The 21041-nt window shown below is 24.3% G+C and carries 18 protein-coding genes and 1 riboswitch; of the genes, 11 read left to right on the forward strand and 7 right to left on the reverse strand.

Annotated features, from left to right (window positions below; genetic code table 11):
• Positions 1 to 26 precede the first annotated feature (26 nt).
• On the forward strand, positions 27 to 929 hold the full coding sequence (locus T324_RS0103680; protein WP_028329014.1) for an HNH endonuclease: 903 nt from the start codon (positions 27 to 29) through the stop codon (positions 927 to 929).
• Between the two features lie 436 nt (positions 930 to 1365).
• On the opposite strand, the gene T324_RS0103690 is transcribed toward T324_RS0103680, so the two are convergent.
• The 4 genes from T324_RS0103690 to T324_RS0103705 form a co-directional block, all read right to left on the reverse strand.
• Complete coding sequence (locus tag T324_RS0103690) at positions 1366 to 3309, reverse strand: TonB-dependent receptor plug domain-containing protein (protein ID WP_028329015.1); 1944 nt, start codon at positions 3307 to 3309, stop codon at positions 1366 to 1368.
• A gap of 194 nt (positions 3310 to 3503) precedes the next feature.
• Positions 3504 to 3941 (reverse strand): hypothetical protein, encoded by a 438-nt coding sequence (locus T324_RS16670; protein WP_245580620.1) that lies wholly within the window; start codon positions 3939 to 3941, stop codon positions 3504 to 3506.
• 24 nt (positions 3942 to 3965) lie between these two features.
• A complete protein-coding gene (locus T324_RS0103700; RefSeq protein ID WP_028329016.1) occupies positions 3966 to 4535 on the reverse strand; it encodes a hypothetical protein in 570 nt (189 codons plus the stop codon).
• Between the two features lie 22 nt (positions 4536 to 4557).
• Positions 4558 to 5040, reverse strand: coding sequence for a hypothetical protein (locus T324_RS0103705; protein WP_038375000.1), 483 nt, complete (start codon positions 5038 to 5040; stop codon positions 4558 to 4560).
• A 74-nt stretch (positions 5041 to 5114) separates the two neighbouring features.
• A riboswitch (adenosylcobalamin-variant (AdoCbl-variant) riboswitch) is annotated at positions 5115 to 5217 on the reverse strand.
• Between the two features lie 142 nt (positions 5218 to 5359).
• Between T324_RS0103705 and T324_RS0103710 the strand changes: the two genes are divergently transcribed.
• Entirely contained in the window at positions 5360 to 5758 is a 399-nt protein-coding gene (locus T324_RS0103710; protein WP_028329018.1) for a hypothetical protein, read from the forward strand.
• A 13-nt stretch (positions 5759 to 5771) separates the two neighbouring features.
• Here T324_RS0103710 and T324_RS0103715 read toward each other — a convergent pair whose 3' ends face one another.
• Positions 5772 to 6992, reverse strand: coding sequence for a TRM11 family methyltransferase (locus tag T324_RS0103715; protein WP_038375001.1), 1221 nt, complete (start codon positions 6990 to 6992; stop codon positions 5772 to 5774).
• A 262-nt stretch (positions 6993 to 7254) separates the two neighbouring features.
• Between T324_RS0103715 and T324_RS0103720 the strand changes: the two genes are divergently transcribed.
• From T324_RS0103720 to T324_RS0103735, 4 genes are all read left to right on the forward strand, one after another.
• On the forward strand, positions 7255 to 10029 hold the full coding sequence (locus T324_RS0103720; RefSeq protein WP_028329020.1) for a TreP protein: 2775 nt from the start codon (positions 7255 to 7257) through the stop codon (positions 10027 to 10029).
• 83 nt (positions 10030 to 10112) lie between these two features.
• The gene (locus tag T324_RS0103725; protein WP_038375002.1) at positions 10113 to 10328 is read left to right on the forward strand and encodes an immunity 17 family protein; all 216 of its coding nucleotides are present in this window, start codon (positions 10113 to 10115) and stop codon (positions 10326 to 10328) included.
• Entirely contained in the window at positions 10329 to 11042 is a 714-nt protein-coding gene (locus T324_RS0103730) for a uracil-DNA glycosylase family protein (protein ID WP_028329022.1), read from the forward strand.
• Positions 11043 to 11153: 111 nt separating this feature from the next.
• Complete coding sequence (locus tag T324_RS0103735; protein WP_028329023.1) at positions 11154 to 12266, forward strand: ankyrin repeat domain-containing protein; 1113 nt, start codon at positions 11154 to 11156, stop codon at positions 12264 to 12266.
• A gap of 57 nt (positions 12267 to 12323) precedes the next feature.
• Here T324_RS0103735 and T324_RS0103740 read toward each other — a convergent pair whose 3' ends face one another.
• Positions 12324 to 12986, reverse strand: a complete 663-nt coding sequence (locus T324_RS0103740; protein ID WP_028329024.1) for a redox-sensing transcriptional repressor Rex — start codon at positions 12984 to 12986, stop codon at positions 12324 to 12326.
• Positions 12987 to 13216: 230 nt separating this feature from the next.
• On the opposite strand from T324_RS0103740, the gene T324_RS0103745 reads away from it, so the two are divergent.
• The gene (locus T324_RS0103745) at positions 13217 to 13948 is read left to right on the forward strand and encodes an SIR2 family NAD-dependent protein deacylase (RefSeq protein WP_028329025.1); all 732 of its coding nucleotides are present in this window, start codon (positions 13217 to 13219) and stop codon (positions 13946 to 13948) included.
• Between the two features lie 30 nt (positions 13949 to 13978).
• Positions 13979 to 14824, forward strand: a complete 846-nt coding sequence (locus T324_RS0103750) for a DMT family transporter (protein ID WP_028329026.1) — start codon at positions 13979 to 13981, stop codon at positions 14822 to 14824.
• Here T324_RS0103750 and T324_RS0103755 read toward each other — a convergent pair.
• A complete protein-coding gene (locus T324_RS0103755) occupies positions 14821 to 15246 on the reverse strand; it encodes a hypothetical protein (protein WP_038375008.1) in 426 nt (141 codons plus the stop codon). The genes T324_RS0103750 and T324_RS0103755 overlap by 4 nt on opposite strands.
• A gap of 251 nt (positions 15247 to 15497) precedes the next feature.
• Here T324_RS0103755 and T324_RS16675 point away from each other — a divergent pair, with 251 nt between their 5' ends.
• The 3 genes from T324_RS16675 (at position 15498) to T324_RS0103775 (ending at position 20915) form a co-directional block, all read left to right on the forward strand.
• Positions 15498 to 17666 carry a hypothetical protein gene (locus tag T324_RS16675; protein ID WP_051436784.1) on the forward strand — a complete coding sequence of 723 codons (2169 nt, stop codon included), beginning with the start codon at positions 15498 to 15500 and terminating at the stop codon, positions 17664 to 17666.
• Positions 17667 to 17965: 299 nt separating this feature from the next.
• Positions 17966 to 19975: a hypothetical protein gene (locus T324_RS0103770; protein ID WP_028329028.1), complete on the forward strand. Its 2010-nt coding sequence runs from the start codon at positions 17966 to 17968 to the stop codon at positions 19973 to 19975.
• A 7-nt stretch (positions 19976 to 19982) separates the two neighbouring features.
• Positions 19983 to 20915 (forward strand): glycosyltransferase, encoded by a 933-nt coding sequence (locus tag T324_RS0103775; protein WP_028329029.1) that lies wholly within the window; start codon positions 19983 to 19985, stop codon positions 20913 to 20915.
• The last annotated feature ends 126 nt before the right edge of the window (positions 20916 to 21041 follow it).

The raw sequence follows: 21041 nt of genomic DNA on the forward strand, positions 1-21041 counted from the left end.
ATGATTTTTTAAGGAATAATTATTAAATGTATAAAATTAATTTTTGTATTACTCATTACTTACTACAAGAAATATATAATATTAATTTATATTATAAAATAGCTATTTTAGATTTTTTTAATGTTTTTAGATTTGAATATAAAATAATTAATAATCAAATAGACTATCAACCATTTCAAATAATTATAATGAATGATAATATCATTAATAATTTATCTAATTTTATAAATAAATATTATTCAAATAAATATAATCATAAAATAAAAAACAAACTAAAAATTATAAAAAATGGTGAACCTTTTATTTTATTCATAGAAATTTATACAACAAATAGTATTTATTGTATTTCAGATATATTAGAAATTTCAGAAGAAAAGTTACAAGAAGTATATAATATAGATGAAAAATATGTAAAAAACTATAAAGAGTATATTTCTAAATATTTTAATATTATAACAACAATTTATTATGATGATAAAGGGAAATATACATTTAATTATAAAATTAAACCTAAAGTATGTAAATATTGTAATAATTCAGATAAAAAATATTTTTCTAATGAATCTCATATAATACCTGAAAATATAGGCGGTCATTTAATAGATAGTTTGGAATGCGACAAATGTAATTCTTGGTTTAATGAAAATATAGAACAAGACTTTTCTAAATTTTTAGATGTTGCAAAAACATTATTTTGTATTAAAGGAAAAAGAGGAATTCCTAAAATACTAAATAATGATTTTAATATTGAATATGACAATTTAAATAAAAAAGATATATTAACTTTTACAGTAAAAAATCATGAAATTACCTTATATAATATACAACAATATAAATTTGAAATTATCAAAGATATTAATTTATACAATCTTTATAAAACTTTATGTAAAATAGCTTTAGGAGTATTTAGATTTAAAATAGTTTTTTAGTACGGTTCTGTTCAAACTGTTCAGGCTTTTAGAAAGTTTAGCAAAGGTTCTTAAATATAAAATATAATTCAATTTTCGTTATACTAAAAATTTTATTTAGCTTATGTTAAAGAAATTCTAAACTTAATTAACACTTTGGCGGGAGCTAAAAATTCTAAGTAAGTTATAAAGATAGTTAATATTGAAATTTAAAAGTTAGTTATAAGTATAAAGGGCGGGGTATGTAATCAAAGTTTTAAAATTTAATTACACTTGCCCACCCTCTATATTTTTTATTTCAATTTGAATTTTTGTATTATTTTTCTTTTTATCTTAACAGTTATTTTTACTGCCCGCCCAATATTTTTTAGATTTAAAGTAAATTTCCCGCATACAGAATAAAATTTATAATATTGATTTGCTTGTAATTTCATTGTAGTTATGATTCATTTTATTACTAAAAATTATATCCTACTTCTATTTCCCAAGTAAAAGGCTTTGCAACCGAATAAGTTGAAAGCTGAGGAGTTCTATTAAAAATGTTTTTAAAATTCATAGATACTATTAAATGATTAAACCATATAGAATATAATGATATATTAAAGTCATGGAATACTTCACTGTAATATATAGGCTTATTTTCTGTTAATGGTCTTGGTGCAGAATATGTATATATAAAATTAATTGAAAATGAACTTAATACTTTATAATTAGGTATGAAGTCGTATCCTAATAGTGCACTTACTACATGTTCAGGAAGTCCTATTTTAGGCAATTTGTTTTTTCCAAGATTTGCAATCTGATATGAATATCCTATCTTTGCTGATATTTTATTAAAATTAAGAAATGGTATTTGATATCCTATGCTTGAATTAAATATATGAGAAACGGCAGAGTCAACATTTTCAGGAACGGCATTATACCAAACTATTTTATTTGTGTATTCAGTATATGCATAAGAAGCTTCTATAGTTAAATTTGTTATAGGCTCTAATGTCAATTTTGTAAGTATTTGATTATATGTTTCCGGCTTAAGATTAGGATTACTGAATGTTCCGTAATATAAATCATTGAATGTAGGAGAAGTATAATCGCTTGAATATGAGAAATATAAACTGTATCCTTTATAGAAGTTTAAATTAAATGCTGCATTGTATGCCAGATAATTATTATTTTGATTATTTGTAAAATGTTCATTTTGATATTCATATTTAATACTTGGCAATAATGAAAATATAGGAGTGGAATCATCCCAATATCCGAATGAAAGCTGCATATCATATTTTATAGATAGAGAATGTCTTTGCGGATAATAATAAAAATTAGTTTCTATTGAATTGGTGTCTTCTGTTAAAATATCGTATCTGTATTCCGGTGTTAATTGATTGTATAGTGTTATTGTATTAGGCAGAAGCTCATCCATTCTTTTTAGAGATGCATTTAAAGCTATAGCATGAGATTTATAGTCAGAAATAAATTTTCCGTCTTTAAAATAAGGTCTGTCAACAAATGAATCAAATAAATAAGTGAGATTTATATTATAGTCTAAAATATCTGAAAAGCCATTATAAGATATTGACGATGCAACGGTTGTAAATGTAAACCAAGAATCAGTATAGCTTATAGGGGGAATCTGGTATTGTGCTGCAGAATCAGAATATGATACATTTACAAAAGCATTTATATAATCGTCATTAGGAAGTATGTACTTATAATTAGCTGATGAGTTTATTATAAATTGTCTGTTGTCTCTAAAATTTCCAGTTACTCTTTTTCCAGCCATATTTATAAAATCATAATGATAATTTGCATCGCTGTAATATGAATCTGCAGTGAATGTAAATATTTGATTATCTCCTATTTTTTTTGAAAATAATATAGAAGGTCTTATGGTGTTATAAGCTCCGTAAGCAAAAGATATTAAAGTGATATCCTGATTAGGACTTTTAGTTGTTATATAAATAGAATTTCCTATTATCTCAATAGATTCTATTAAATTTGCTGGTATTCTTCTTAAATCTACTCCTGCATCTGCATTGCCTTTTGCTGTGTTCATAAGAATTCCGTTGATATATATTTTTATATTATCCCCATTAGCTCCGGCAGGATCAACAACTTCATTGCCCATATAATTGCCTTTATTCACAAATCCGGGCTGATTGGCCAATACTTCCTGAGCATTATTATATCCCATTCGCTCTATTTCTTCAGAAGTTATAACCCTATTATTAACTTTAATAGGTTCTTTGGCGTTTCTATTAGTTTGTACAGACTCATTGTTATTAGTCATTTCAACTTGAGAAGTAACCCAAATATTTCCTTTAAGCTCTTTTATTAAATAGGTTTGAGAATATAAAATATTTGCTGATAATAAAATAATTAGTATTGATGTATGCTTCATAATAAAAAAATATTTGGAAAAGATTATTTTTTTTATCATTGTTCCTTCCATATAATCTTCATTAAAAATAAAAATATTATTAATAAACTTCTTATATTTTATAAAGTGTTATTAATTTAAATTTAAAATCCCAGTTGCATAGGATCCCCATTGATTGAATATTCCTTTCCAATCATCCTCTGTAGGAGCATTATTTACAGCACCTGTACGAATGCAGAAGCAAGCATAAAGTTGCCTTCCAAATCTACATGGAAAATCATCCATCTGCTGTCTTGTCCGCTTCTTCTTGGATCTTCATACAAAGCACCTATCCAATTAGTCCCTTTCCATTCTATATTTGTGGCATATATAAAGTTTCCTAAAACTGTACCATCCTCTAAATAGGTTGCTTTACTGTCTGTTGTTCTAGTTTTTGTTGTTACTCCTGCGGGTATTATAGTCTGATTAGTAAAAGTATTCATCCAATTGGTGTAGAAATAATCTTGTTTTCTTTTATCGCTCCAAGATAGAGATAAAATATAATTATCTGTAAGAAGTTTATATTCGCTTCTTTGAGATATTGGATTTGTAGGCGATTTAGAACATGATACTATTATTGATATTAATAAAATAAGTAATAAAATTTTTTTCATTTTAATATAGTCTCCAATTAATATTTATAATTTTATATATCCGAATACAAACCAATATTTAACCCAATCAGTTGTATTTTCATTTGGAATTGCATTTTCAGAACTTCCGCCGCCATACCATGCCTGTTCAGCACCGTCTTCATCTATTATAATAAGCCTGTATCTTATCTGCATTCCAACACCTGTTTTATTATCCCAGTATATGCCTGCTATATAATCTTTACCATTATAACGCTGTACTATGCATTTTCTAAATTCTGTTCTTGGTGCTGTTCCGCTGTTCCAAGTGCTTTCATAATAGTGAGCATCGCTTTTAAAATTTCCAGTTACAAATTGATAGCTGCTGTTATTGTATACTGTTTTATCTGAAACCATAGATTTCCATAACTCTTCTATTTTCTCTTGTGTTATTCTTCCAGTAAAAGATTTATTTCCATAATAAACAGTACCGTCATAACCATTTCCTATAGCTACTCCTTTAAATGAATTATTGTCTGTATTATCTAATCTAGGATCGGTTGCCGAATGTTTTGCACATGATGATAGTATAAATATTGATAATATAAATAATAAAATTTTAATTTGTTTTTTCATAATTGTTTCCTAGTTGATAAAATCATTTGCTGTATTTTATGCAGTCTGAATATACAGAAAAAGAATTATTTTCTGCTGTAAATATTTTTTTAGCTTCTTCTAATGAATTAGCTGTATACGTTCCGTCTTTATTTAAAGCACCTGAAATAGATATGCTATTTGCTGTTAAATTTTTAAAAGATACAGCATAATATTTTCCAATTGACGGCTTATCCCAGCTTTCAAGATATTTTCCATATATTATTCCTGATGTATTATCTTTACCCCAAACTATTTCATCTGCAGTAATTGAATAAGTAACTATACCGTATCCTCCGCCGTAAGCATAAAAATATCCTTCTTTATATTCGTATATTTCTCCTTTATAGCTTGGATTTTCCCAGACATTTATCAAGTAATTTTTTGTGTTTTGGGTAAGTACAGGATTGGTTGATGGATTTGAGCATGATATAGCAAACAATAACATTGAAGCTATAAAAAATAATTTAGTTTTTATATTTGACATAAAAAACTCCTTTTAAAAATTCTAGCAATTTTATAAAGGAGTGCATATATAACCTAGTGCACTCGACTTGATTATTAATTTCAGGCATTCCGACTTCGACAGAAAAACAAATTTCTATACTTTACGGTTGCGGGCCAGCGTGGGATTTTCACCCTCATTCCCCTGTATATAAATCAAAAGTAATTTATAAAATGTTTTCATATTATAAACAAAAAAAATTTTTTATCAAGTTTTATATAATTTGCAGTTAATATAAAAACATAATTGATTTTATTTTTGTGTATGATAGAATCAATAATAGGTTTTAATTATGACTAATATGAATAAAATAATAGTAAAAATAGCAGTATTTTTTGCAGGAATAGTTTTAACTTTGATTGGAATAATAGGCTTTTTTTCTTTTATTGGTACAAAAAATTATATTCATACTGTAGGAGTAGTTGAACAGTATAATAGAAAAAGAGTATATAAGTATAGAAAAACTAGATATGAAAGTGCAATGCTTATAAGTTATAAAACAGATAAATACGGAACATTATATACAACTCTAAAAAGTTATTATCCTTTTAGAAAAGTAGGAGATAAAATCCCTTTATGGTATGATGCTGATAAACCAAGAGATATAAAACTTCCTTTTTCTGATAGTATTCTTTATATATTAAGTACTGTTTTAGGATTGGGATTAATTTCTTTGGGAATTTACATTCTTAAAAAATAATATTATATAAAAATTATTTTTCACATACTACAATGTATTCATACAGCATAGTATTTAAAGTTTTGCCTTTTTTATTTTCAGGAGAATTTTTTGAAGGCATAGATTTATTGCTTAATATTCTTTTATAAGTTAATAAGTGTTTAAATCCATTTTCCTCAAATTTTTCTGCTATAAATTGATCTGTAGGCAATTCTATATTTTTAACTCTTCTATTGCCTACAACATATATTATTTTTCCATTTTTTTTAACTGCTTTAGATACATTCATAATTGATTTTTCTAAATCATAATAAAATGATGAAATCTCTAATGCTCTTTTATTATTAGAAAGATTTATTTCATTAATGTAATCTGATATTATACCTTTAGTAAAAAGAGTTTTAGATTTATTTCCCCCCATTAATAAATTATCAATTTTTCTAGCATATTCAATTCCCATCCATTCATTAGGCAGAGTTGAAAATTGCCCATAAGCAACCGTTGTTTTACTGTCGCCGTAAGGAGGACTTGTTAAAACTACATCGTATAATTTTTTTTCATTTTTTAATTCTGAACATTTTATTTTTATATTAATATTATTAGTTAATTTTGGTAAATAAAAATCTTTATATATAGAAATTAATTTATCTAATTTTTCAAAATATAATTTAAATACATTAGGATTAAAATTAGATATATATTCTTCTTCCATTTTATATAGTTTAAATTCATTATTTCTTGTATAAGAACATTCTCTTACTGTTTCTGAAAAAGGTATTAATAAAAAATTTCTTAATTTGTTATTTGTCTTATAAATAAAATATTTTAGAATCATTAGTTTATTTATCACTTCTTTTGAAAACCAAAAATCAATATTTGTTACATTAGGCTGAGTAATCATAAATGATTTATTATATTTGAAGTTAATAATCTCATCATATAAATGCTCTCTTTCTTTTGCCAGCGAGTTTAATGATATTTTAGTAAATTTCACTTTCGATATTAATACTGCTAAAGGATTGATATCATATCCGGACATATAATTTATTCCGCATTCCAGAGCGCTTGAGAAAGATGATCCTGAACCGCAATAAGGATCAAGTAAAATGCCTTTAGAAATATTTAATTCATGCAGTATTTTTACACCTATTTGCGGAAGCATTGTAGCAGGATATTTATGAATATTTGGGTATAAGTCTGAATAATTTTCATTTATAAAATCATAATCTTTATTTCTTAAAACATTATATTTCATAATTTATAAATACAGTTCTATAATTTTTAGTACGAGTTATATTATCATACAATCTTAAATCTACAAGTATATTTTATATTTGATTATTCAGTTTATTATCTATAATGAAAATATATTATATGCATTTGATTTTTATAAAATTATTATTAACTTTAATTATGATTTTATAAAAAAAATTATATATATGTTTAATTTGTTCTAATCTAAAATAAACTGTTTATTGCAAAAATACTAAACTATAATATACTAGCAATAATTATTTATGAGAAAACTTTTTTTATTTTTATCTATTATAATTATACTTTCTGCCAATATCTATTCGCAGACCTTTAAGCCGTTTAGAAAGCTTTATACTATACAAACAGAAAAGTTTGAAATTATTTTCCCAATGGAATCAAGGAGAACAGCAGAAAATCTTGCAAAAGTTGCTGATGATATATATGAAAAATATTCTAAAATTTTAAATAGTACAGTAAGAGGAAAAATTCCAATAACCATAACACCGGATTTTAATTTGTTTAATTCTGCTGCAATGATAATACCTTATTCAAGTTTGATACTATATGATACAAATTTGGATGAAAACTTTACAAGCTTCAGCAATAATTTTGAAAGCGTATTCATACATGAACTTACGCATTTGCTTTCAATGGCTTCAGAGAATACCGGTACAGCTACTAAAGTAATGGGTAATTGGGCTTCTTTTGTACATATTAATGCTATGCCTTTTATGATAGAAGGTGCTCCTGTAAGTGTAGAGAGTTTAACAGGATTCGGACGAGCTAATGATCCTTTAGTTAGGCAAAGATTAAGACAGGATATATTTGAAGGTGATTTCAGAACACCTATGCAGGCTTCCTATTTATGGACTAAAAACCCTTACGGAAATGTTTATTATGAATACGGAGGACTTTTCTCGCAATATATTCAGAAAAGATTCGGAATGGAAAAGTATAATGAGTTTTGGAATAGAATGCAGACTAGACTTCATTTCTCATTTTTAGTTTATAATTCAGGAGTTTACGGAGCTTTTAAAAAAGTATACGGAATTAAATTTACTGAGATATGGTCTGATTTTCAAAATTCATTAGTATTAGAAAATATTAATCCAAGCGAGGAATTAAGAGTAAATGATAAAGAAACTTTTATTAATGATGTTTATTCTTATGATGACACAGTTTATTATATAGACGGGGACATTGGGGCATTGTATTCTTATAAAGATAAAAGAAATAATGAAAATAATAAAAAAGATTTAAAATTTGAATTTTTAATAGACAGAGGCTCTGAGAGTTTGGATATTTCAAAGGACGGAAGCAATGCTTTAATAGTTTCTTTAATGTATAACGGCGGACTTTATAAATATATTGTTAAGGAATATGATTTAAATAAAAAGATAAGAACCAAAAGAAAATGGTTTGATATGCAGTATGCAAGATATTTCAAAAATGGAATTATAGGAATATCAAAAGATTTGCATAACTCAGTTTTAATTTATATAGATGAAAATAATGAAAAAGAAATTCTGCTTCCTGCCAATGATAACTTCGGATACAGTTCTCCTGCTGTTATAGATGATGATAATATAGCATTAATTGTTACAGAAAGCGGCGTTAAGCATATAGCTATATTTAATTATAATGATAAATCTTTAAAATATATTGATACAAAAGATAATACTCTAAATTATGTAAGATATTTAAGATACTCAAATAATAAGCTTCTTTTTTCCTATAATAATGATGACAGATTCTATAAACTTGGGGAAATTGATTTAAATAATAATTCCATGAAGATTTATACTAAAGATTATTCAGGCGGAGTATTTGCTCCAGTATATGCAGGCGATAAAATTTATTATAAGGGAAGATTCTCAAGATATGACAGACTCATGAATTATACTGATACAGAATCTAAGAATAAAAATTTCACATATACAGATAAAACTATAAATAAGTATGAGTTTACACCTCAAATGGATCTAGGAAATTATAATCCTTTTAAATATATTAAGCCTTGGGCTATGTGGGTGCCTTTGCCTCAGGTTAATGATACGTTTCCATTTTTAGTTAATGGACTTGGTATATTATCGGTTATAGCTTCGCCTTCAATGGATAATATAGCGCAAATTTGGCTTGGATATGATATACCTTCTAATTTTCTTCAGACAGAATTAACTTTGACATCATATAATCTGCTTTATCCTTTGTATTTCGGATTTAAAAGTGATGTTGTGTATTCTACTTATAATTATTGGAGATTAAATACTTATGCTGCTATGCAGTTTTTAATCAATACAGAAAGTGATAAATTATATTTCTTATTAGAACCTTCTATATCAGGTGCATTTTTTTCAGAGTTTGTTAATCCTCAAACTAATACATCAAGTGCATTTACTTGGAAATATTCTTCATGGACTTTCAATGTTTCTTTGAAGGCTTCTCTTTTATTTAAAGTAAAAACGGATAAGCCTTACAGAGATGATTTAGTTGATATAACATTATATCCTACATACTCAATTAAATATAATAAATTTGCTCTTGATTTCAGCACTAAGTTCCAAACCAGATACGTTCCAATTAGAGCAAGTTTTTACGGTTCTTATGCTTTCGACAGTATTGCGGCATTTGACGGAGCTTCTACAGTATTCGGAAGCAGATATGTAAAGGCTCCGGAAGAGTTTCACGCCTATGTGAAAAATAAAAAATATAAAGATAATTATTTTTTGGCTGGAGATTTTGAACTTTTAGGTTATTTGGATTCTCAGTTTAATTTGAGCCATATATATTTTGATAATTTTTTTGCCTCTCTTTCATATAGATATGCTTATTATTGTAAGGACTATATGCAGTCTGTTGCATTAAAGGCTGGTTTTAATGCAAGCATACCAATATCAGGATATCAGAATGTAGTTACAGGAGAGCCTTATTTATTATTGGCTTTAAGACTGCCTAAAAGTTTCGATAAAAATATAATAGGAAATTATCCTACTTTAAATGATATTTATATTGGATTCGGACTTCAAATGTCTTGGTAATATGTTATTTGAATTATAAACTAATTTTATACTATTAATGATTATTGGTTTTAAATTAATGGAGAGTATGTATAATATCTTATATGAATAAATATCCTTATATTATTGGCATATTGGCAGGTTTATTATTTGTTTTAGCTGCTGTTTTTAAATGGAATTGGCTTTTAAATCCTAATGCTTCAAATTTTATGGCTTCTATATATGATATTTTTGGAGAAATTGGAGTTAGAATACTTACAGGTATTTTAGGATTTATAATAATAATATCCTGCTTAATTTTATGGATAATAAAAAGATAAATGATTGTAAAAACAGAAAAACATGTATTTAACGATATTAATTTCTTTCCAAAGAAAATGAGAGTTTTAATATTGGGTACTTTTCCGGTGCCTAATTTTTCTAATATTGAAAAGTTTGAAAAGTTAAGTGATTATGAAAGAGAAAATGCTTGGTATTATTCAAGTAAAAAAAGTGAGTTTTGGAAGATAATAGCGGATAGCTTTGAAATAGATTATAAAAATGATAAAGATTTTCTAACTAACAAAAGTAAAAAGAAAAAACTTTTTGAAAATAATAGAATAGGCATAGCTGATGTATTTTCAAAATGTGAAAGAAAAAATATTGAAAGTGCTAGAGATACTGATTTAATAATAAAAGAATATAATAATACTTTGTCTGATATTGTAAAAGATAAAAATAATTATAAAGATTTAGAAACTATAATATTTACAAGCCGTTTTACAGAAAATAATTTTTTTAAGATACTTAATAATAATGATGTTTCCTATACTTTAGAAGATAGCATAGAAGTTTATAAATATTATAATAACGGAGTAAATGATAAAGGCATAACTATTGATATAATAAACGCTTTAAAAGAACGTTTTTTACATATAAAAGATATTAAAAATATAAAGCTAACAACAATTACCTTGAAAATAAGCCCTATAAAAGGAGTCAGCTTGTATTCTACCAAAAAAGAACTTTATAAGTATTATCTTAACAATTTTTAGCATATATACTTGTCATAAATGAAAATAAATTGTAAAGTTATTAAAAATTAATATATATATTTCCGAAATTTATTGATAGCTAAAATTCTATACTTTAAGGAAGAATTAAAAATGCGTTATTTAGTTTTTATTTTGATATTTTTAAATACATTTTTTACTCTTTTTGCTCAAACAGCCAATGTTAATACAGGAAGATTGGATCAATTATTAGAATATGCAAATACAGGTGATACTAACGGCATAAGGAGATTAATATCTCAAGGTTCTATTTCAAATTTTATAGACTATGGAGATAATCAAGGGCATAATGCTTTGATAACTGCAGCTTCAAAAGGATATAAAGATGTAGTATTACTTTTATTATCTCAGAATGCTAATGTTAATCTTACATGTATACATGGAAAAACAGCATTAACTTATGCGGCAGATGCCGGATATGTAGATATAGTGTCTTATTTGCTTGCTAAAAATGCCAATCCTAATATAAAATTAAATAATGGGACAACAGCTCTTTTGCAGGCAGCAGGAAAGGGTTATTACAGCATAGTTGAAATGATAGTTAATGCGAATGCTGATTTAAAAATAAGCGGTACATACAGAAGCGGAAACGGCGATGGTGTTAATTATAATATGACTCCTTTAATGGTGGCATCATATAATAACCATGATTTAATAGTAAAACTGCTTTTAGATAAAGGAAGTGAAGTTAATTATATAAATGAGCATGGTGCAAACGCTTTATTTTATGCTATAGCTAAAGGCAATAATGAAGTTGCAAAAATATTATTGGAACGCGGTGCTGATGCTAACATAGTAGCTACTTATGGTCCTTATGGAAATATTACTCCTCTTGCTTTAGCTTCTACATTAGGATTAACAGATGTTGTATCATCTCTTTTAATTGGAAAGGCAAGTATTAATTTTAAAATGAGAGATGGAAGAACTGCTTTGATTTGGGCTGCTGTTTCTGGAAAGAGTGGTTCTATTAATGCTTTGATTAATGCTAATGCAGATTTGAATATAGCAGATAATGACGGTAAAACTGCTTTGATGTTTGCTGCTGAAAATGGTGATTATATGTCTGTAGAGTATTTAGTTAATGCCGGTGCACATCTTAATACTACAGATAAGTTTAGAAAAACTGCTTTAATGTATGCTATGAAAAATGGAAATCCTGAAGTAATAGATTTATTGACTAGAGCAAGTTTAACTTATAATAAATAATGCATTTGTATATAAAAAAGAGATACTTTTTAGAGTATCTCTTTTTTTATTTTTTAATTATTTGTCACCTTTATCTTTATCTTTATGTTTTTTGCTTGAAGATGTTTCTTTTACATCATTTATAAAATAGAATAAAGATTCAATTTCATCAGCTATATTAACATCGTTGATTATACAATCAGGTCTTTCTAATAATTTAATAGGAGCAAAATTAAGAACTCCTTTTATACCAGCATTACATATAACATCAAACATTCTTTGGGCTTCTAAATCAGGAACAGTCAATATTGCTATTTCTATTTTGTTATTAATTATAAAATCTTTTAATTCTTCTATAGGAAGTATTGGGGTAGAGGCATTTCTGTCTATTTTATCAGGGTTATGATCAAATGCAGCAATAATTCTTATTGACTCACTTTCAAAACCTCTGTAATTTACTAATGCTTTTCCTATTTTACCATATCCTATCAATATAATATTATGTGATATTTGTTTTCCTAATATGCTGTCAATTTGTTCTAGTAAATCATCTATATTGTATCCGCCTTTTTTATTTCCAGAGATATTAAAAAGTGAAAAATCTTTTCTTACTTGAACTGAAGTAATACCTATAGCATCTCCCAAGTTGTTGGAATAAGCTTTTATAAATCCGAAACTTTTCATGCGTCTTAATGCATTTTTGTATTTTAATAAACGCATAATTTGTGTTCTACTAATCATAATATATCCTTAATATCTGTTTTTTATTTTAAAAATAAAAATATGTAGTTATATTATAACATAATAAAGTAATGTGTCAATAAAAAAATATTATTATAAAATTATATTTTATAATAAATTATATACATTAATAGAACATTAATAACATTATTTTACAATTTGAAATTTATTATTATAAAAATAAAATATATACTAGAAAAAATAATATTTTATTATATAATTTAACTATTATGATAGACTACAAATTAATAGCACAAACAATCAAAGATTCAAAATACGCTGTAGCCTTTACAGGTGCAGGTATCAGTGTAGAAAGTGGGGTTCCTCCTTTCAGAGGTCCTGATGGGCTTTGGGAGAAACATGGAAGTCAGTTTGCTGAGATTTCTTATTTTGTTAAGCATCAAAAAGAATCTTGGAAATCACTTAAAAAGGTTTTTTATGACCCTATTACAGATGTTAAGCCTAATAAAGCTCATATAGTGTTAGCTAACTTAGAGAAAATGGGTATAATGCGTTCTGTAATTACTCAAAATATTGATAATCTCCATCAAGAGGCCGGAAGCAAAATTGTTTATGAACTTCATGGTACAGCAAAATATGCAGTATGTATGAAATGCAAGACAAGATATAAAATCGATAAAGAAATACTTGCTATGGATCCTCCTTCATGTGAAAAATGTTCTGCTACTTTAAAGCCGGCATTTGTTTTCTTTGGTGAGCAATTACCTGCTATAGATTTTAACAGTTCTATAGAAGATGCTCAAAAATGTGATTTATTTATTATAATAGGTACTGGCGGTGAGGTTATGCCTGCTGCACAGATTCCGCATTTAGCTAAACGTTCCGGAGCTAGAATTATGGAAATAAATCCAGCACCATCTAATTTTACAAATTCTATAGTAGACATTTATATACAAGAGAAGGCTGGTGTTGCTTTTACAGAGATAGAAAAATATTTATAAAAATTATAGATTTTTATATAATATGTTTTTATGAACAATATCAAAATAGGCTCATTATATATAATATTTTCTGCTTTATCATTCAGTATAATGGAAATAGCTGTAAAAATTTCTGGAAAAACTATTCCTGTTATGGAACAAGTTTTTGCCCGTAATTTTATAACATTATTAATAAGTGCTTTTGTAATGTTTAAAAATAAAGAGAGGTTATTTCCAGATAAAAATAATGTCTTATCTATTGTATGCAGATCTGTATCTGGATATTTGGGAATTATAGCTTATTTTTATGCTGCGAATAATATGGTATTAGCAGATGCATCAGTACTTCAAAAAACCTCTCCTTTTTGGTCTAGTTTATTTGCTTTTATTATCATTAAAGAAAAAATATTTAAAATCCAGTGGATTGGATTAATAATTGCAGCTATTGGTTCTATTTTTATTATAAAGCCTTCTATGAATTCAAATGTTTTTCCGGCATTAATAGCATTATCAGCAGCAATGTTTGCCGGTATTTCTTATACTATAATAGGTTCTCTAAAAGGAAAAGAAAGCAATTCATTAATAATATTTTATTTCTCTTTATTTTCTTGTTTATTGTCATTATTTTTTATAAAAGATTTTGTAATTCCAAATTTTATTCAAATAATAATGCTTTTGATTATAGGAATATTTGCTGGGTTTGGACAATTTTTTTTAACAATAGCATATAAAAAAGCTCCTATATCAAGAATAAGTATTTATAATTATACAGGTGTAATATTTTCTTATTTATTCAGCATATTTTTATTTAATGAAATTGTAGATATATATTCTATTATAGGAATGATGCTTACAATTTTTGCTGCACTTATGATCTATTTTTATAAAAATAGTTAATTTATTTTATTTAAATTTCCTTCACTTATACTATTATCGCTTCTAGTGAAATATAGATTTAACCAATTATTATTAAATGAAAAACTAAAATTATATATGTAACCGCTTGAAGTTGCAGATGCTTTATATAAATTATCTGATATTTTTATTATATCTTCTTTATATATATTAACCATTAAATTTATAGTTGAGCCTGATACTCTAATCTGTACAAATCCGCCGCTTCCTACTGTTACAGTTGCTGTACTTTGGGATTGAATATTATTATTTTCTATTGTAGTTATTTGTCCCTGATATGTTCCTATATATTTTTTATCTATACCGTCATTATTAGTGCTGGAAGAGTTTGTAAAAAAATTCAAACATCCGCACATGAAAAGCATGCTGATTAATAAAAGTATTTTTATTAACTTATTATTCATATTAATATTATACATATAAACTATACTTTGTCAAAAAATATAAAGTATTTTTGATATTATTTGACTATTTATAATAATTATGTTACACTGCATAGATACTGTAATATTGGAAAATTATATGAAAACAAACAAACAAACAAACAAACAAACAAACAAACAAACCTCAAGTTTTACTCTTCTAAAGAAATTTATACTTATTGCAAAAAAATATTTTTTATACATAAATACATATTTATTTTTGGAGAAAGTTTATGAAAAATAATAAACTATTTCTGAAAATATATGTGTCTTTGATAATTATAATTTTTGTAGCTATTATAGTGCTTTATGTACTTGGTGGTAAAAATAGAGTAGGATATTTAGGCGATTTTAAATTTGATGATTTTCATATAATCCGTACTTTAGAATTAAATAATTTATCTCATATAAAAGATCAATTTATAGATGCTGAAGGGAAATTAGATCAAGAAAGTATTAAAAATTATATATTCACAAATGAAAATATAACAAATTACAGCTATGGTTTCAGATTAAAATATTATGATAAAGTATTTAGAAATAGTGATATTTATGGTGTTTATATAGATACAAATAAAATTTTACAAGATAATAATTTTATAAATGAAATTATTACTGACTATTATGGCAGTCCTTTTGGTAATTTAATCTCTTCCAAAAAAATAGATTTTGATAAAATTGATAATGTTAATTATATTTTGAAGATAAAAAATAAGATAATTATATTTTATTGTTGTGCTTTAATATATATATTATTTCTAATATATTTCAACTTCAAGAATGTATGCAGCAATACTATTATTTATAATAAAATAATTTATTTCATAAATAGTAAATTATTTTATTATATTGTTATTCTTGTTATATTAATATTTTCAATATCTGTTAGGTTATATTGGGCTTATAATCAAGATGCTATAAGTCCTGATGAATATCAAAGTATTTCATTCTCTAACAATGGATACAGTGCAAGATTCACTATTCCAATTAATAATACATTAGGAGAGGATATATTAAAAAATATTGGATTTGATAATGCAAGTATAAAAGATTGCATTGAAGATATTATGAGAATGCATAAAAATACTAATGATGGACCTATTCCTAATATATATTACATCTTATTAAGACTTGCTTTTATTGGAAGAGTTGCATATACTATTTCTGATTTTATAATTACAGGAACAATATTAAATTGCATATTTTTTGTTATATCATTTATCGCTTTATATAAGCTATTAAAACTAATTTTTGAAAATCAGAAAGAATATGTATTGTTTAGTATCTTTGTATTTTCACTTTCTCCTATATCAATTGGGCTTTCTATGTATTTAAGAGCCTATCAATTACAAGAAACTATGTTTGTTATCATAACATATTTGGTAATTAGTACTATATATAAAAATAATTATAGTATAAAAAATATTATAATTACAACTATAATGGCATCAGTAACATATTTAACTTTATATTCTTCTTTATTATTTATTTTAATAATATCTTTATTAATTTTCATTAATTATTGTTTAAGTAATAAAATTATTGTTTTTAATCCTTTAATAAAAATATATAATTATAAAGTAGTATTATATTATGCTGCTGCTTTTATAACAGCACTTTTTGTATCAGAAATATTATATTTAAATTTCTTTAAATCATTAGTTTCCACTTCTTCCGAAAGGATAGAAAAAACTGTTTATCCAATGAGTATACTTTTTAATTATATAAACAATTTATCATTTAACGGACTAATACCATATTTATTCATAATTTTCGTTTTATATATAATATTATTTGTGGTACTGTATAAGATAAAAAATATTAGTATATTAAATAAAATGGATACTGACAAAAGAAAGATATTAATTATGGTTATAATCATAGGCCTGATGTATTCTATAATAGCATATAAAATATCTGGTTCTAAAATGGAAAAATATTCAGCTACAGGATATATATTTATATTATTTATAATACCATTAGTAGTATCATTTGTATCTAATATTAAAATTAGAATATTATTTTTTTATATAATAGCATCTATTTATTTTGTATCTATATCAACTCCTGAAAGATTTATAATGTTTGAATATATAGGGGATAAAAAAGAAATATTAAAAGAAAATATTAAAGTATATAGTTATAAAGATATGCTTCAATACTATGATACTAGTTATCTAAATACAAATTTATATTATTCTATTTTAGAAAATGAAAATGATTTGGCTAAAATAAATGATGATAAATTTTACTTTTTACTAAATTCATATGATAAAAATATGCATATATATATTTCAAATTATTTTACAAATTATTATATAAACTATGAAGGTATAACATACACTCCACTTGTAGATACTGAGCATAAAAAAGTATTTAAGTTAATAAAAAAGAATAATTAATATTTTTTGAATTTATTATTCTACTAATATTACAATTAATTTTGTATATTTAATATTTTATAAATTATGATTTGATAATTTGTAATAATTATGTTACAATACATATTATGCTACTAGAAATTTATATAACAAACAAACAAACAAACAAACAAACAAACAAACAAACAAACAAACAAACAAACAAACAAACAAACAAACAAACAAACAAACCTCAAGTTTTACTCTTCTAAAGAAATTTATACTTATTGCAAAAAAATATTTTTTTTATATAAATACATATTTATTTTTGGAGAAAGTTTATGAAAAATAATAAACTTTCTCCAAAAATATATATATCATTATTAATAATATCTGTTATAGTGATTATAGTACTTTCTATTATTGGAAATAAAAATAGAATAGGATATTTAGGAGATTTTAAACTTAATATAAACAGGACTTTAGAATTAAATAATTTATATCATATAAAAGATCAATTTATTAAAGAATATAATTTAGATGAAGAAAGTCTTAAAAATTATATATTTACAAATGAAAATATTAGAAATTATGAATATAGCTTTAAAGTTCAATATTATAATAGAATATTTAAGCATAGTGATATTTATGGTCTTTATATAGATACAAATAAAGTTTTAAAAGACAATGATTTTATTAAAGAAATAGATATTAATAATGGTAGCCCTTTTGGTAATTTAATTTCTTCCAAAAAGATAGAATCTGATAAAATTGATAATGTTAATTATATTTTGAAAATAAAAACTAAATTATTAATGTCTATTATATTTGTATTTTTTATTGTTTTGATATCTTACATTATTTATATTAATAGACAAATATTTGATAAGTATATAGATTTTTCTGAAAATAATTATTATATAAAAGAATTTGTTTTTTTTAAAAAATATAACATAAGTAATATTCTTTTTATAATTTATATAATTATATTTTCTTTAATAGTATTAGCTTCTTCATCACTCAATAATTTAGGTATAGATGACTGGATATACTCGACTGATTATAATTCTTTTTATCAAATATATGATTTTCATGGATATTTTTGGCAAAGAGGAAGACATTTTGCTGATATATTAATGTCATTAAATATGCGTCCATTTGGAAATATTTTAATAAATTTGTTTAATATAGAACCAATTACAGCTCAAAAAATAACTATAACTATATTTACAACAATATATTTTTATTTATTAACAATTTCATTAACAATATTAGTTTGGATTTTAAATAATAAAAACAATTATAAATTAATATTTATTATAATTTCTTTATATAATTATTATCTTTCTTTAAATACAATTGATTATATATATATTTCTGCTTATATAGGTTCAGCAGGATTTTCATTATTAATATTTTTACCTATAATATACTATTTTTATAATAATAAAGAATTAATTTTTACTGAAAATAAAATTATTTATTATTCATTATTAATACATTTAATTTATTTTGCAACTTTCACATTAGAAACAACTTCATTAGTAATAGCAGGGTTGTCATTTTTTATGATTCTATACTTTTTTGTTATAAAAAGTGTATTAAAAAACAATAATATAGCAAACATAAAATTTTCTATATTGCTTGTATTGATGCTAACAATAATATTTAGTTCTGTATCATTTATTTTGACACTTTTTGGCAATGGAGGAAGAGGAGAATCTCAATTAGTAAGTATTAAAGATACATCAATATTTAGTAATATAGCATACTATTTTAATAAGTTATTAATATTTGAAAAAGTATTAATAATATTATCCATACTATCTTTAATAGTAATTATTATTGTTGCTATTAAAAATAAAAAAATATCAGCATTAAGCTATATTATTTTTTCTATATTATTGGTTAATATTATTGGTATATTTGGCTTTTTTGCTATAAGAGTTTCAAGAGTTAATTTTGAATTATTATTAATATTTTCAGTATTTGTATTAATTTTACTAAAAATGATTAGGCTTAAAAATATTGTATGTTCATTTGTATCTTCTTTTTTAATTATATTTATAATATTTTCTATGTTTTTAAATGTTCTTAAAATTTATGATGATAAAAACAATAATTATATTAATCCAAAATATAATTTTGAAAATTCTTTAGTAGAAATTTATAAAGATGCAGATAAACAAAATAAAAATATTATTATAATAACTGAAAAAGTTATGAAAGATTTTAATTTACAAAATGTTGGATTAGGTAAAAATAAAAATGATATGATAAATAGATATATATCTAATTGGATGTATAGATATGGATATACTAAAAAATATATTCCTATAATTGCTGAGTGAATGAATGATGGAAAAATTAAGTTTTATAATTCCTTGCTATAACGAAGAAGATGTTTTATTATCACTTTATGAAAGATTGGATAATGTTTCGAAATCTATAGAAAATTATAGAATAGAATTTATATTTATTAATGATGGAAGTAAAGATAAAACAGAAAGTATAATAGAAGATTTGTCAAAAGAAGACAATAGAATAAAATTATATTCTTTTTCAAGAAATTTCGGACATCAGGCTGCTGTAAGTTGTGGGATACATAATTGCAGTTCTGATATAGCTGTAATTATAGATGCAGATCTACAAGACCCACCTGAAATAATACCGGATATGATAAAGCTATACGAAAATACAAAAAATCCAATAATATATGGTAAAAGAATATCAAGAGATGGAGAAAATTTATTTAAAAAGGTAACAGCAGCATTATTTTATCGTTTTATAAATTTGTTATCTGAAATTAAATTTCCAGTAGATACTGGAGATTTTAGATTAATAAATAGGCAGGTTATAGAAACGTATAAGCAATTTTCTGAAAATCCAAAATATATTAGAGGATTAATTAGTTGGATGGGTTTTGAACAAATGGCTTTTGAATACAAAAGAGAGGCAAGGATAGCAGGCGAGACAAAATATACATTAAAAAAGATGATTAAATTAGCTATGACAGGTATATTGTCATTTTCAGTAAAACCATTAAAGATATCATTATATTTAGGTATAATATCTATATTTTTTGCCCTTATATTTTCTTTGAGGGTTTTTTATTTATATTTTTTTAACCCAAATGTTTTAGTAAAAGGATGGGCATCAACTATTATTATTATACTTTTTATGGGTGGTGCTCAATTGATTTCTCTTTCTGTTATAAGTGAATATTTGGCTAATCTTTTCAATGAAGTAAAAAAAAGACCAGAATATATTATAGCTAAAAAAATAGAATAATATATAAAATCAATAAAGAATGTGAATAAAAAAATATTATGGTTTGACTATTGAAAGCTATTATGTTATAATATAATGGGATATTATATGGTAACAAACAAACAAACAAACAAACAAACAAACAAA

The sequence above is a fragment of the Brachyspira alvinipulli ATCC 51933 genome (assembly GCF_000518245.1).
GTDB lineage: Bacteria > Spirochaetota > Brachyspiria > Brachyspirales > Brachyspiraceae > Brachyspira > Brachyspira alvinipulli.